This window comes from Pandoraea sputorum, from assembly GCF_000814845.2.
Taxonomy (GTDB): Bacteria; Pseudomonadota; Gammaproteobacteria; order Burkholderiales; family Burkholderiaceae; genus Pandoraea; species Pandoraea sputorum.
In genome coordinates this window covers 4,425,350-4,438,690 of record NZ_CP010431.2, presented here as the reverse complement: position 1 = coordinate 4,438,690, position 13,341 = coordinate 4,425,350, and the positions used below count along the sequence as shown (strand labels likewise).

The following is a 13,341-nucleotide window of genomic DNA, read 5'->3' as shown; positions in this document are numbered from 1 at the left end:
TTCGATATCACAAGGAAATCCGGATGTTCTCCATCATCGTTCCGACCTGGAACAACCTCGCCTTGCTGCAACTGTGCGTGCGCAGCATCCGACAGAACTCGCGCTACCCGCATCAGATCATCGTGCACATCAACGACGGTTCCGACGGTTCGCTCGACTGGGTCCGGGCCGAAGGGATCGAGCATACGGCGTCGCCCGATAACATCGGCATCTGCTACGCCGTGAATCAGGCGGCAGCGTTGGCGCGTGAGAAGTACATCGTCTATCTGAATGACGACATGTATTGCTGCCCCGGTTGGGACACGACGCTAATCGAGCGGGCCGAGGCGCAACCGGACAAGGCTTTCATGCTGTCGGGCACGATGATCGAGCCGGTGGATACCGGCAATCCTTGTGTGCTGGTGCAGGACTTCGGCCGTGACGTCGATACGTTCGACGAGGCGGCGCTGCTTGCCGCTGTGCCGACGTACAAGAAGCCCGACTGGTTCGGCGCGACGTGGCCGCCGACGCTCGTGCATCGCGACTGGTGGTTCCTTGTCGGCGGCTACAGCACGGAACTGAGTCCTGGCATGAGCAGCGACAACGATTTCTCGATGAAGATGTGGAGCGCAGGCGCGCGCCGCTTCGTCGGCGTGGGCGCAAGTCTCGTCTATCACTTCCAGTGCAAGAGCACCGGCAAGGTGGTCAAGAACGACGGGCGCACGCAATTCCTGCGCAAGTGGGGCATGACACAGTCGATCTTCGATCGTTACTATCTGCGTCGCGGCACGCCGGTGCCGTCGGGCAGCGACGGTCGTCTCGCCGAGCCGGTCGACGACAGCAAACTGCGCTGGCAGTTGTTCCGCTCGCGTATCAAACGGGCACTGGCGAAGTAAGCGCCGAATGAGAAACGGACGTCAAGGCGTCCGTTTTGCTTTGGGGCGGTTGTCAGACTTCGCCGCGTCGTAGCAGCGCGTACTTCAGGAACGCGCTGCGAGCGTTCATGCGGGCAATCGCGGCACCGGCTGCGCCGTCGAGAAAGCCTCGGCGCAATACGTAGGTCCGAACGAACGCCCAACCGCCATTGATCCACGGCTTGAGCGCAGAGACGCGTTTGCCGCGCAACGACATTTCCCTGGCGCCGGCGCGTGCGTATCGCTGCACCTTGTCCTCGACCTGACGGACTTCCGTGTAGCTGTAATGGAGCAGGTGGTGGGTGAGGGTGCCGATCTCGCCGTCGACGATCACGCGCTCGTGCACGAGATTGTCGGAGAAGCGTCCGGCTTCGCGGCGAAACAGTCGCAGCACGTAATCGGGATACCAGCCGCAGTGCTTCACCCAGTGCCCCAGAAACTGCGACAGGCGCGGCATGCGATAGCCGGTGTGGGATGCACTTCCAATCGCCGTCGCGATCTCGGTGGCCAGTTCCGGCGTGACGCGCTCATCCGCATCGAGCGACAGCACCCAGGGTTGGGTCGCGAACGACAGCGCGCGATTCTTCTGCGGCCCAAAGCCCGGCCAGTCGGGCGTGACGTGGACCTCCGCTCCGGCGGCGCGCGCGATATCGGCGGTGCCGTCCGTACTCGCGTTATCGACCACCACGATTTGCGAGGAGAGCGCTTTCACCGATGCAATGCAGTCGGCAATGTTGTGACGCTCGTTGCGTGTGAGGATCGTGACGGTCAGCGGTAATGTAGGCATAAGCGAGCGTGGGCCTCAGGCGTTCAACAGTTCGACGAGCGCTTCGCCGTAACGCTCGATCTTCGCTTCTCCGAGTCCGGTGATATCGACCAGTCCTTCGCGGTGACGCGGGCGGCGCTGAGCGAGCTCTCGCAGCGTACGGTCGTGCAGGATAACGTAGGCCGGGACGGCCTGCGTCTTCGCCATTTCCTGACGCCATGTGCGAAGCTTCTCGAACAACTGCTGATCGGCCGTATCCAGTTCGATGGCCTGCGACGACGCATATCCGGCAAACCGGCTCTTCTTGCCCGCCGTGGGACGCTGGCGTCGCAGCGACACGACCGTCTCGCCCTTGAGCACCGGACGCGCCGCCGCATTAAGCGTGAGCGCTCCGTACTGACTGCTGTCCGGTTCGATGATGCCGTGGGCGATCAATTGACGGAACACCGCCCGCCAGCCCTGATCGTCCATCTCGCCGCCCACCCCGAAGGTCGGCAAGCTTTCGTGGCCGAACTGACGAATCTTGTCCGTGCTGCGTCCGCGCAGCAGGTCGACCAGATGGCCTGCGCCAAAGCGCTGGCCCGTACGCAAGATCGCCGACAGCGCCTTTTGCGCCGCGATCGTACCGTCGAAGACTTCCGGGGGATTCAGGCAGACGTCGCAGTTGCCGCATGGCTCGCTCGACTCGCCGAAGTACGACAGGAGCACCGTGCGGCGGCAGCGCGGGGCTTCGCAGTAGCCGAGCAGGGCGTCTAGCTTCTGGCGCTCGATGCGCTTCTGAAGGTCCGGCGCGTTCGACTCGTCGATCCGGCTGCGGTGGACCACCACGTCGTTCAGGCCGTAGGTCATCCAGGCTTCGGCCGGTTCGCCGTCGCGCCCGGCGCGTCCTGTCTCCTGATAATAGGCTTCGAGGCTCTTGGGCAAGTCCAGATGGGCGACGAAGCGCACGTCCGGCTTGTCGATGCCCATGCCGAAGGCGACGGTCGCGGCCATGACCAGCCCTTCCTCTCGCAGGAAACGCTGCTGGTGCGTGCGGCGCACCTCGGCGTCCAGCCCCGCGTGATACGGCAGCGCCGGAATGCCTTGCGTTTCCAGCCACGCGGCCGTTTCTTCCACCTTCTTGCGCGACAGGCAGTAGACAATGCCCGCTTCGCCGCGATGCCGACTCAGAAAGGCCAGCAACTGCTTGCGCGGGTTGTCGCGGTCGACGATTTCGTACCGGATATTCGGTCGGTCGAAGCTGGAGACAAATAAGCGCGCGTCGGTCAGGCCGAGCCGCGTCTGTATTTCCTCGCGCGTCGCGGCGTCTGCCGTGGCCGTGAGCGCAATGCGGGGCACACGCGGATAACGCTCATGCAGCGCCGAGAGCTGGATGTACTCGGGACGGAAGTCATGCCCCCATTGCGAGACGCAGTGGGCCTCGTCGATGGCGAACAACGCCAGTTGCCCGCGTTCGTCGAGCCGGTCGAGCAGATTGAGGAAGCGGTCGGTCAGCAGCCGTTCGGGCGCGACGTACAGCAGATCGAGTTCGCCTCGCGCGGCGCGGCGTTCGATATCGACCGCTTCGTCGAAGGCGAGACTGGAATTCAGATAGGCGGCGCGGACCCCGGCTTGCAGCAAAGCGTCGACCTGATCCTGCATGAGAGCAATGAGCGGGGAGACGACGATGCCGATGCCCGGGCGCAACAGCGCAGGGATCTGGTAGCACAGTGACTTGCCGCCGCCCGTGGGCATGAGCACGAGTGCATCGCCCCCGTCGGCCACATGGTCGACGATGGCGGCCTGATCGCCACGGAATGCGTTATAGCCGAATACGGTACGGAGAACTTCGAGTGCGCTTGCCATGCGCCGGAGTATACCGGTTCCACCCGGCGTCCGGCGTGCCAACAGCCCCGGAAATCCGGCGTTAGGGCGATTTTTGGGGCGCGGTCCGAGTCCGCGTCGGACACGTCCCGACGGGACCGGCCGGTACGTTAGAATAGCGGTTTTCCCGCTGTCCCCGACTTACATGAGCGCACCGCACAAGCCCACCGGACCGATTCTGCGACGTCTGCTGGGCTATCTCCAGCCATATTGGCACATGGGCCTGCTGGCCGTTCTCGCCATGGCGCTGGTGGCGGCCACCGAAGCGGCCATCCCGGCAGTCCTCAAGCCGGTGCTCGACAAGGGCTTTTCGGGCGGAGATCCGTGGAAGCTCTGGTATGTCCCGGCCGCCGTGATCGGCCTGGCCGTGATCCGGGGGCTGGCGCAATATTCGGCCAACTACATGCTGTCGTGGGTCTCGAACCGCGTGCTGCTCGACCTGCGCGTGAAGATGTTCGAGCGCCTGCTGCACGCCCCGGCCGCTTACTACCAGCGCGAGACGACCAGCACGCTCATCAATGCGATCGTCTACGAAGTCAATCAGGTGCTCGGCGTGCTCACTACGGTGCTGATCACGCTTGTGCGCGATTCGCTTACCGTCGTCGGCCTGCTGGGCTATCTGTTCTATCTGAACTGGCGTCTGACGCTGGTCGTGGCCGTCATTCTGCCGCTGATCGGCTGGCTGGTCGGCAAGATCAACCGCCGCTTGCGCCGCCTCAATCGTGAGCAGCAGACGCTGACCAACGCGCTGTCGTACGTGGTCGAAGAGGCGGTCGGTGGCTACAAGGTCGTGAAGATCCACAACGGCGAAGAGTACGAGAAGAACCGCTTCGACAAGATGACCAGCACGCTGCGCGGCTACGCAATGCGCGTGACGGTCTCGGGCGGTCTCGCGCAGCCGGTCACGCAGGCGCTGGCCTCGCTGGCGTTGGCCATCGTGATTACCGTCGCGATGATCGAGTCGTCGTCGGGCGAGATGACCGTGGGCGGTTTCACGGCGTTCGTCACGGCACTGCTGCTGGTTGTGTCGCCGCTCAAGCATCTGATGGACGTCAATCAGCCGTTGCAACGCGGCGTGACGGCCGCCGAGCTGATCTTCGAAGTGATGGACGTCGAAGTCGAGCCGGTCGGTGGCGAGCGCAGGCTTGAGCGTGCGAAGGGCCGTGTGACGTTCGATCAGGTGAGTTTCAACTACGGCGCGAGCGAGCGTCCGACGCTCGACAAGATTTCGCTGGAGGTTGCACCGGGTGAGATGATCGCGCTGGTTGGCCCCTCAGGCAGCGGCAAGACGACGATGGTCAATCTGGTGCCGCGCTTCTTCGATCCGACCGGCGGGCGCATTCTGCTCGACGACATTCCACTCAATGATCTCCGTCTGGCTGACCTGCGTCGTCAGATTGCGTTCGTGAGTCAGGACGTCGTGCTGTTCAACGACACCATTGCGGCAAACGTCGCCTACGGTCAGGAAGTCGACGCCGAGCGCGTGCAGGCAGCGCTGCGTGCTGCCAATCTGGCCGATGCGGTCGCTGCCATGCCCGATGGCGTGAACACGCTGGTGGGTGACAACGGCATGCGCCTGTCGGGTGGCCAGCGTCAGCGTCTGGCGATTGCCCGCGCGATCTACAAGGACGCGCCGATCCTGATTCTGGACGAAGCGACGTCGGCACTGGATTCGGAATCCGAGCGTCATGTGCAGGCGGCGCTCGAAGTGCTGATGGAAGGCCGTACCACGCTGGTGATCGCGCACCGCCTGTCGACCATCGAACGCGCCGACCGTATCGTCGTGCTCGAGCACGGCCGCATAGCGGAGCAGGGATCTCACCAGGCACTCGTGGCGCATAATGGCCTTTACGCCCATTTGCACCGCATTCAGTACGCACAGCAGCAGGAAGCGTGACCTGACGCGCGCCACTGCGGTGGCGCAACGTCATGCCCCACATCGCATACCCCTGCATTTGAGGATTTGAGGAGACTATGATGAGCCAGCCGCCGATCAGTCGTTTTCCCGTGCCGGACCTCGCCGCGTTGCCGGACGATATTCGTGCGCGCATCGACGCGGTCCATGAAAAGGCTGGCTTCATCCCCAACGTCTTCCTCACGCTTGCGCACCGTCCGGACGAATTTCGCGCATTTTTTGCATATCACGATGCCTTGATGCTCAAAGATGGCAATTTGAGCCAGGGTGAGCGCGAGATGGTCGTGGTCGCAACCAGTGCGGCGAATCAATGTCTGTATTGTGTGGTCGCGCATGGTGCGCTGGTGCGCATCTACGAAAAGCAGCCGTTGCTGGCCGATCAGGTGGCTGTCAACTATCTCAAGGCGGACCTGACCGAACGGCAAAAGGCGATTCTGGCGTACGCGATGAAGGTCTGTGAGCGCTCGCATGAAGTGAGCGACGAGGACTACGCTACGCTGCGCCGCCACGGGCTGAACGACGAAGATGTCTGGGACATTGCGTCCATTACGGCGTTCTTCGGCATGTCCAACCGGATCGCCAATGCCATTTCGATGCGGCCTAACGACGAATTCTTCTTGATGGGGCGCGTGCCTCGCACCCGTTAAACCTACTTCTCACAAAACTTCGATACCTATGATCTTCGTGACTGGCGGCGCCGGATTCATCGGCGCAAACTTCGTTCTCGACTGGCTCGCGCAACACGATGAACCGGTCGTGACGATCGACAAGCTCACCTACGCAGGCAATCTGGCGAATCTGGCGAGCCTTGAGCGCGACCCCCGTCACCATTTCGCGCAAGTCGACATCTGCGATCGCGCAGCGCTCGACAAGCTGTACGCTGAACACCGTCCGCGTGCTGTGCTGCATTTCGCGGCAGAAAGCCATGTCGACCGCTCCATTCACGGCCCGGGCGACTTCGTGCAGACGAACATCGTTGGCACTTTCACGATGCTCGAAGCGGCCCGTGCCTATTGGGGAGCGCTCGACGGCGAAGCGCGCGATAACTTCCGTTTCCTGCATGTGTCGACGGATGAGGTCTACGGTTCGCTGAGCCCGACGGATCCGGCGTTCACCGAGACCACGCCCTACGCCCCGAACAGCCCGTATTCGGCCTCGAAGGCAGGCTCCGACCATCTGGTGCGCGCGTATCACCACACGTACGGTCTGCCGGTCCTCACGACCAACTGCTCGAACAACTACGGTCCGTACCAATTCCCCGAGAAACTGATTCCGCTGGTGATCGCCAATGCGCTCGCCGGTAAGCCGCTGCCGATCTATGGCGACGGCAGCAATGTGCGCGACTGGCTGTACGTTGGTGACCATTGCTCGGCCATTCGCGAAGTGCTTGCCAAGGGCGTGCTGGGTGAGGTCTACAACGTGGGCGGCTGGAACGAGCAGAACAACTTGTCGGTCGTAAAGCATCTTTGCACGTTGCTCGACGAGTTGTCGCCGCGCGCCGACGGCAAGTCGTATGTCGATCAGATCACGTTCGTGACGGATCGCCCGGGACACGATCGCCGTTACGCCATCGATGCCCGCAAGCTTGAGCGCGAACTGGGCTGGCGTCCGGCGGAAACGTTCGAGACCGGCATGCGCAAGACGGTGCAGTGGTATCTGGCCAACGGCGAGTGGGTGCGTCAGGTGCAATCGGGCGAGTACCAGCGCTGGATCGAAACGCATTATCAGAAGAACGACTGAGGCAACGTATGAGTATCAAACGTAAGGGCATCATTCTGGCAGGCGGGTCCGGCACGCGCCTGTATCCGGCGACGCTGGCTGTCTCGAAGCAACTGCTTCCGGTCTACGACAAGCCGATGATCTATTACCCGCTGACCACGCTGATGCTCGCGGGGATCCGGGACGTGCTGATCATTTCGACGCCGCAGGACACGCCGCGTTTCGAGCAACTGCTGGGCGACGGCAGCCAGTGGGGCCTGAATCTCCAGTATGCGGTTCAGCCCTCGCCGGACGGTCTGGCTCAGGCCTTTCTGATCGGTGCCGACTTCATCGGCAACGATCCGTGCGCGCTCGTGCTCGGCGATAACCTGTTCTACGGACACGATTTCGCTGCACTGCTTTCGGCCGCCAACGCGCAAACGGACGGCGCATCGGTGTTTGCCTATCCGGTGCACGATCCCGAACGCTACGGTGTGGTCACGTTTGACGAACACGGCAAGGCGATCGAACTCGTCGAGAAGCCGACGGAGCCGAAGTCGCGCTATGCCGTGACCGGGCTGTACTTCTGCGACAACGACGTCGTCGATATCGCGCGCTCGATCAAGCCGTCGAAACGAGGCGAGCTGGAAATTACCGACGTGAATAACGAGTACCTGAAGCGCGGCAAGCTGAACGTGCAGATCATGGGACGCGGCTACGCCTGGCTCGACACCGGGACCCACGAGTCGATGCTCGAAGCGAGCACGTTCATTCAAACGATCGAATCGCGTCAGGGGCTCAAGGTGGCCTGTCCGGAGGAGATCGCGTACCGCCGGGGCTGGATCGATGCGGCGGCCATCGAAAAGCTGGCGCAACCGCTGGCGAAGACGGGCTACGGCCAGTACCTCCTATCCATGCTGCGCGAGCGCGTGTTCTAAGCTCGGCGCGCTTCTGTCCCAGTTCCCCGTCTCAGATTTTTACCGGTACCTCAATATGCAAGTGATTCCCACCGCCATTCCGGCCGTTCGCGTGATCGAACCCAAGGTGTTCGGCGACTCGCGCGGTCATTTCTTCGAAAGCTTCAACCAGCGTAATTTCAACGACGGTCTTGGCGAGACGCTCACGTTCGTGCAGGACAATCAGTCGCGCTCTGCGCGCGGCGTGCTGCGCGGTCTGCACTATCAGGTCAAGCAGCCGCAGGGCAAGCTGGTCCGTGTGCTGCAAGGTGAGATTTATGACGTCGCCGTCGATATTCGAGAAGGATCGCCGACGTTCGGCAAGTGGGTCGCCGAAGTGCTGAGCGCCGAGAACAAGCGACAACTGTGGATTCCGGCGGGCTTCGCCCACGGGTTTGTGGTGACGTCGGAGACGGCCGAGGTGCTGTACAAGACCACCGATTACTGGGCGCCGCAATTCGAGCGCTGCATTCGCTGGGACGATCCGACGCTGGCGATTCCCTGGCCGCTGGACGGCATCACGCCGATCGTCTCGGACAAGGACAAGCAGGGCATGCTGTTCGCCGACTACACTCACGAAGACTGAGTTTCGCCCGTGACCCTGAGCACTCGCACATACCGCAATCCTAGCGGGGCGAAGCGGGCGGTCAGGGCATCGGCGACGGTCTGCGACGGCCCCTCGATGCCACCGTCACCCGCCGCCAAACCGTTCGAACCGTTCGAACGGTTTGGACCGTTTAGCCCTTCGACGATCACATCGGCTTCCAGCCCGTTGTTCAGATAGTGAAGCTTGACGTCGTGCAGGGCCAGCGCATTGGCCCGGCACAGCAGTTCGGCCGCACCGACCACCACGGCGCGCGCCGGCCACTGTTGCAGTGCGGTGCCCTTGGTGTCGCTTTCCGGGTCGACGTGCACCAGCACGTCGAGGATCTGCGGTTCGTTCATGACTGCGGCCCGGGCCTGTTCGGCCAGGTAGTGCCCCTCCGAGACCGACAGACGTGCGTCCACGAGAATGTGGACGTCGACGACGATCTCATCGCCCATGCGTCGCGTGCGCAGCATGTCGATGCCACGTACACCCGGTGTGTCGAGCAGACGCTGGCGAATCGTGACGGTGGTGTCGTCGTCCACGCCACGATCGATCAGATCCTGCAAGGCGTTCCAGGCGAATTTCCACCCTGTGCGTCCGATCATCAGCCCGACGAGCGCTGCCGCGAGCGGATCGAGAATGCGGTAGCCTGCGAGGTTGCCGAGAATCCCGAAAGCCACCACGAGCGACGACAGGGCGTCCGAGCGCGCATGCCACGCGTTGGCGACGAGCATCGCCGAGCGCACCCGTTGCGCCGCGCGCAGCATGTAGCGAAAGAGTCCTTCCTTGCTGACGAGCACGACTACCGCCACGACCAGCGCGATGGTGTGCACCTCGGGAATGTCCTCGGGGTGCAGCAAGCGCTCCACGCCACGCCAGAGCATCCCGGCCCCCACGACGAGCAGGATCACACCCAGAAATAGCGACGCGGCGTTTTCGTAGCGGTTGTGACCGTAAGGGTGATCGGCGTCCGGCGCTCGGGCGCTGCCGCGTGCGGCGGCGAGCACCACGAAGTCGGAGACGATATCGGAGAGGGAGTGAATGCCGTCGGCGATCAACGCCTGTGACCGTGCGAAAACGCCAATGACGATCTGCGCGGTCGTCAGCACGACGTTGACCCAGATGCTGACCCAGGTCGAATGGCGTGCGACGGCGTGTTTGTCGAGCGCCTCGCTCGATGCTGCCAGATTGTCGTAGTTGGAGTAAGGCATGGCCGGAGCGCGCTTCGGGCGCGACGAAATCGGAACGATCTCGTATTGTATTGCGGTTACCCGAATGTGCAGCCAATCTCGCCCCGACATGCACAGAAACTCACACGTGCTGTTGCCGGACCACGCCGTACCATCCCAGGCCCTTGTACGTTTCGTAGCCGGGCGTCGCGGCGAACGCGATCGTCGCACGATTGACCACGTCGGTGTAGAAGCCAGCCGGTTTGCCGTCGGTGCGCAGTGCGAAGGTCTCACCGAGTACGCCTTGCCCATCGGAGCTGGCAATCACACGGAACGAGGCGTCCACGATCATGCAGCGTGTGCGCGCCCATTCGTCTTCACTGAGGCGAACGCCTTTGACGACCGCTTCCGCCTGTGGCGCCCAGTCGAAGAAGATGACCAGTGCGCCCAGCGCGCGGCCGTCCGGCAAGCCGTGCTCACGAATGGCGGTCGAATACGTGGCCACCTGAGCATGCTGGAGGTGCGCGAGCGTCTGGACATCGCTGGCGACGTAATCGGCGCCGCTGCGCGTTTTAAGTGCGGCTTTGAACCAACTCGCATCCGACACGTCGCTGCCGATCACGGGATAAGTCGAGCGGCGGCCATTCGCTACGACGATGCCCTGCGCATCGACGACCCAGAGGTCCTTGTACACGGTGTAGCTGTCTAATATGACGCCGAGGCGCGCCGACGCGTGCGCGCTCGTCTCGGGACGCGGGTCGCTCAGGCAACCCACCACGGCAGAGTCCGTGGCCCACCAGCGCACATCGCACGATCGCTCGTACAGGTTGCGGTCGATGACGTCGATCATGTTGAGCGCGAGATCGGCACAGCGCTGGCCTGCGTGTCCGCCCATTCGCTCGATCATGAGATCACCGAGTTCCGTGAGCTCCTTGAGCGAACCGGTCAGTTCCTTGTTGAGCGAATCGGTGACCTCGCCGATACGCTTCGAAACGTGTTTGACCTGATTGGCCACCACGGCGAAACCCTTGCCTGCGTTGCCCGCTCGGGCGGCTTCGATCAACGCGTTCAATGCGAGAAATGTCGTCTCCCGGTTGATCTCGTTGATGTCCCCGATTTTGCTGACAGCCAACTTCCTCACCGCGTGGGTCAGGTCGACGATTGCTTTCGGATTCGCCATTCGTTTGCCCCTTTCATCGTTTTATTTAAGCGTTTAAACGCAAGAACCGGGCCATGTGGCGATCACGACCGGTCATGGTGCATTGGGGACGGTGACAAGCGAGGAAAGGGGGGAACTGCGAGAGGGGCTTGTGCCCAAGGACGGTGCCGGCGCGCACCGGGAGCGTGAACGTGCCCCGGTGCCTTGGGTGCCGCCGGGTTACATCAGAATAATGTCGTACTGCTCCTGATGGAACGACGATTCCACTTGCAGCGAGATCGGTTTACCGATGAAGTCGATCAGCATCGCGAGGTGCTGCGACTCTTCTTCGAGGAACAGATCGACGACTTCCTGCGAGGCGATCAGACGGAACTCGCGCGGGTTGAACTGGCGCGATTCGCGCAGAATCTCGCGCAGGATGTCGTAACACAGCGTGCGCGGCGTCTTGACCTGTCCCTTGCCCTGACACACGGCACACGGCTCGCACAGTACGTGTGCGAGCGACTCGCGCGTGCGCTTGCGGGTCATCTCCACCAGCCCCAACTGCGAGAAGCCGTTCACCGTGATGCGCGTGCGGTCGCGTGCGAGCGCCTTCTTCAACTCCGCGAGCACGGAGTCGCGATGGTCGGCGCTTTCCATGTCGATGAAGTCGATGATGATGATCCCGCCCAGATTACGAAGCCGCAACTGGCGCGCGATCATCAGTGCCGCTTCCAGGTTGGTCTTGAAGATCGTGTCGTCGAAGTTACGCGCACCGACGTAGCCACCGGTGTTCACGTCGATGGTCGTCATCGCTTCGGTCTGATCGATCATCAGATATCCGCCAGACTTCAGATCGACGCGACGCGACAACGCACGCTCGATTTCCGTCTCGACGTTGTACAGATCGAACAGCGGACGCTCGCCCGTGTAGTGCGTGAGCTTGCCGAGCACGGCAGGCGTGTAAGTCGCGGCAAACTCGGCCAGCTTCTGATACGTCTCGCGCGAGTCGACGAGGATCTTCCCCGTCTCTTCATGCACGAAGTCGCGCAGCACGCGCTGGGCCAGATTCAGATCCTGATACAGCAGCGCAGGGGCGGGCACTCGCGTGCTTTGCTCGCCAATCGTCTGCCATGACTTGCGCAGATAGGCGACGTCGTTGGCAAGTTCGGCGTCGGCCGCATCTTCCGCAATGGTGCGCACGATGAAGCCGCCCTTTTCGTCGGCCGGCACGAGCGCCTGAATCTTGCTGCGCAGCGCCTCGCGCTCGGCTTCGCTCTCGATGCGCTGGGAGATGCCGATATGCGGCTCCTGCGGCAAATAGACGAGCGTGCGTCCGGCAATGCTGATTTGCGTCGACAGGCGCGCGCCCTTCGTGCCGATCGGGTCCTTGATGACCTGCACCATCAGCGTCTGCCCTTCGAAAACCGTCTTCTCGATGGGCGGCTGCGGATGCGGCACGGACGTGTCGTTATTGGTGCGCGGATGCCAGATATCGGCCACATGCAAGAACGCCGCGCGCTCCAGTCCGATATCGATGAAGGCCGACTGCATGCCCGGAAGCACGCGTACGACGCGGCCAAGATAAATGTTGCCGACCAGACCGCGCGAGAGCGTGCGCTCGATGTGCAGTTCCTGCACAGCGCCGAGCTGCATAAGCGCCACACGGGTTTCCTGTGGCGTGATATTGACCAGAATGTCTTCGTTCATAGATTGTCGACCAGACTCGAAATGCGCGGGGCCAAATAGCGTTAGAAGTCGACGCCCGCCTGACGCAGCAGCGCGGCGGTTTCGCAAAGCGGAAGTCCCATGATGCCGGAGTAGCTGCCGTCGATACGCATCACAAACTCGGCGGCCTTCCCTTGAATACCATAAGCGCCCGCCTTGCCTTTCGGTTCTCCCGAGGCGACGTAGCGCTCGATCTCCTCGCGGCGCAACGGCCGGAACCACACGTGCGAGATGTTGACCGCCTGATGGATCTGTCCGTTGGCACAGACCGCTACGGCGGTGAGCACACGGTGACGGGTGCCCGACAGACGGGCAAGTACGGCGCAGGCGTCGGCGTCGTCGAACGGCTTGCCGAGGATGGTGCCGTCGAGACAGACCGTCGTGTCGGCCGTCAGGATCGGCGCGCCAGGTAGTCCGGCACGCGCCAGACGGGCCATCGCCGCTTCGGCCTTGGCACGCGTGACGCGCTGCACATAGTCGTCGGGCGGCTCCCCTGGCAGCACGGCTTCGAGTGCTTCGGCGTCCTCGTCGGCATGGGGCAGCAGTAACTCGAAACGAACGCCGAGCTGTTGCAGCAATTCCTGACGGCGGGGGCTTTGCGAAGCGAGATAGATGTACGGCATGGC

At 62.6% G+C, this 13,341-nt stretch carries 12 protein-coding genes; 6 read left to right on the top strand and 6 right to left on the bottom strand.

Going from position 1 to position 13,341, the window contains the following annotated elements; genetic code table 11:
• Positions 1-23: 23 nt before the first annotated feature.
• Positions 24-875, top strand: a complete 852-nt coding sequence (locus tag NA29_RS19540; RefSeq protein ID WP_039400713.1) for a glycosyltransferase family 2 protein — start codon at positions 24-26, stop codon at positions 873-875.
• Between the two features lie 52 nt (positions 876-927).
• Here the strand turns inward: NA29_RS19540 and NA29_RS19535 are convergent, their stop codons facing one another.
• A complete protein-coding gene (locus NA29_RS19535) occupies positions 928-1,680 on the bottom strand; it encodes a glycosyltransferase family 2 protein (RefSeq protein WP_039400711.1) in 753 nt (250 codons plus the stop codon).
• Between the two features lie 15 nt (positions 1,681-1,695).
• Positions 1,696-3,504, bottom strand: a complete 1,809-nt coding sequence (gene recQ / locus NA29_RS19530) for a DNA helicase RecQ (RefSeq protein ID WP_039400709.1) — start codon at positions 3,502-3,504, stop codon at positions 1,696-1,698.
• A 163-nt stretch (positions 3,505-3,667) separates the two neighbouring features.
• Here recQ and msbA point away from each other — a divergent pair, with 163 nt between their 5' ends.
• The 5 genes from msbA to rfbC all read left to right on the top strand — a co-directional run bounded on the left by msbA (position 3,668) and on the right by rfbC (position 8,677).
• Entirely contained in the window at positions 3,668-5,419 is a 1,752-nt protein-coding gene (msbA, locus tag NA29_RS19525; protein WP_039400708.1) for a lipid A export permease/ATP-binding protein MsbA, read from the top strand.
• Positions 5,420-5,499: 80 nt separating this feature from the next.
• Positions 5,500-6,084 (top strand): peroxidase-related enzyme, encoded by a 585-nt coding sequence (locus tag NA29_RS19520; protein ID WP_039400707.1) that lies wholly within the window; start codon positions 5,500-5,502, stop codon positions 6,082-6,084.
• Between the two features lie 28 nt (positions 6,085-6,112).
• Positions 6,113-7,177 (top strand): dTDP-glucose 4,6-dehydratase, encoded by a 1,065-nt coding sequence (gene rfbB, locus NA29_RS19515; protein ID WP_039400706.1) that lies wholly within the window; start codon positions 6,113-6,115, stop codon positions 7,175-7,177.
• 14 nt (positions 7,178-7,191) lie between these two features.
• Positions 7,192-8,073, top strand: coding sequence for a glucose-1-phosphate thymidylyltransferase RfbA (gene rfbA, locus NA29_RS19510; RefSeq protein ID WP_039404041.1), 882 nt, complete (start codon positions 7,192-7,194; stop codon positions 8,071-8,073).
• Positions 8,074-8,128: 55 nt separating this feature from the next.
• Complete coding sequence (rfbC, locus tag NA29_RS19505; protein ID WP_039400704.1) at positions 8,129-8,677, top strand: dTDP-4-dehydrorhamnose 3,5-epimerase; 549 nt, start codon at positions 8,129-8,131, stop codon at positions 8,675-8,677.
• Here rfbC and NA29_RS19500 read toward each other — a convergent pair.
• The 4 genes from NA29_RS19500 to NA29_RS19485 all read right to left on the bottom strand — a co-directional run bounded on the left by NA29_RS19500 (position 8,665) and on the right by NA29_RS19485 (position 13,338).
• The gene (locus NA29_RS19500; RefSeq protein WP_052253074.1) at positions 8,665-9,891 is read right to left on the bottom strand and encodes a cation diffusion facilitator family transporter; all 1,227 of its coding nucleotides are present in this window, start codon (positions 9,889-9,891) and stop codon (positions 8,665-8,667) included. The two genes, rfbC and NA29_RS19500, sit on opposite strands and share 13 nt — an antisense overlap.
• Before the next feature lie 100 nt (positions 9,892-9,991).
• On the bottom strand, positions 9,992-11,029 hold the full coding sequence (locus NA29_RS19495) for a methyl-accepting chemotaxis protein (protein WP_039400703.1): 1,038 nt from the start codon (positions 11,027-11,029) through the stop codon (positions 9,992-9,994).
• A 198-nt stretch (positions 11,030-11,227) separates the two neighbouring features.
• Positions 11,228-12,697 (bottom strand): ribonuclease G, encoded by a 1,470-nt coding sequence (gene rng / locus NA29_RS19490; protein ID WP_039400702.1) that lies wholly within the window; start codon positions 12,695-12,697, stop codon positions 11,228-11,230.
• A 41-nt stretch (positions 12,698-12,738) separates the two neighbouring features.
• On the bottom strand, positions 12,739-13,338 hold the full coding sequence (locus tag NA29_RS19485) for a Maf family protein (protein ID WP_039400699.1): 600 nt from the start codon (positions 13,336-13,338) through the stop codon (positions 12,739-12,741).
• Positions 13,339-13,341 lie beyond the last annotated feature (3 nt).

Coding starts and splice junctions, on each gene's coding strand:
- NA29_RS19485 (WP_039400699.1), bottom strand. CDS start 13,338: ATGCCGTACATCTATCTCGCTTCGCAAAGCCCCCGCCGTCAGGAATTG.
- rfbC (WP_039400704.1), top strand. CDS start 8,129: ATGCAAGTGATTCCCACCGCCATTCCGGCCGTTCGCGTGATCGAACCC.
- msbA (WP_039400708.1), top strand. CDS start 3,668: ATGAGCGCACCGCACAAGCCCACCGGACCGATTCTGCGACGTCTGCTG.
- recQ (WP_039400709.1), bottom strand. CDS start 3,504: ATGGCAAGCGCACTCGAAGTTCTCCGTACCGTATTCGGCTATAACGCA.
- NA29_RS19535 (WP_039400711.1), bottom strand. CDS start 1,680: ATGCCTACATTACCGCTGACCGTCACGATCCTCACACGCAACGAGCGT.
- NA29_RS19540 (WP_039400713.1), top strand. CDS start 24: ATGTTCTCCATCATCGTTCCGACCTGGAACAACCTCGCCTTGCTGCAA.
- rng (WP_039400702.1), bottom strand. CDS start 12,697: ATGAACGAAGACATTCTGGTCAATATCACGCCACAGGAAACCCGTGTG.
- NA29_RS19495 (WP_039400703.1), bottom strand. CDS start 11,029: ATGGCGAATCCGAAAGCAATCGTCGACCTGACCCACGCGGTGAGGAAG.
- NA29_RS19500 (WP_052253074.1), bottom strand. CDS start 9,891: ATGCCTTACTCCAACTACGACAATCTGGCAGCATCGAGCGAGGCGCTC.
- rfbB (WP_039400706.1), top strand. CDS start 6,113: ATGATCTTCGTGACTGGCGGCGCCGGATTCATCGGCGCAAACTTCGTT.
- NA29_RS19520 (WP_039400707.1), top strand. CDS start 5,500: ATGAGCCAGCCGCCGATCAGTCGTTTTCCCGTGCCGGACCTCGCCGCG.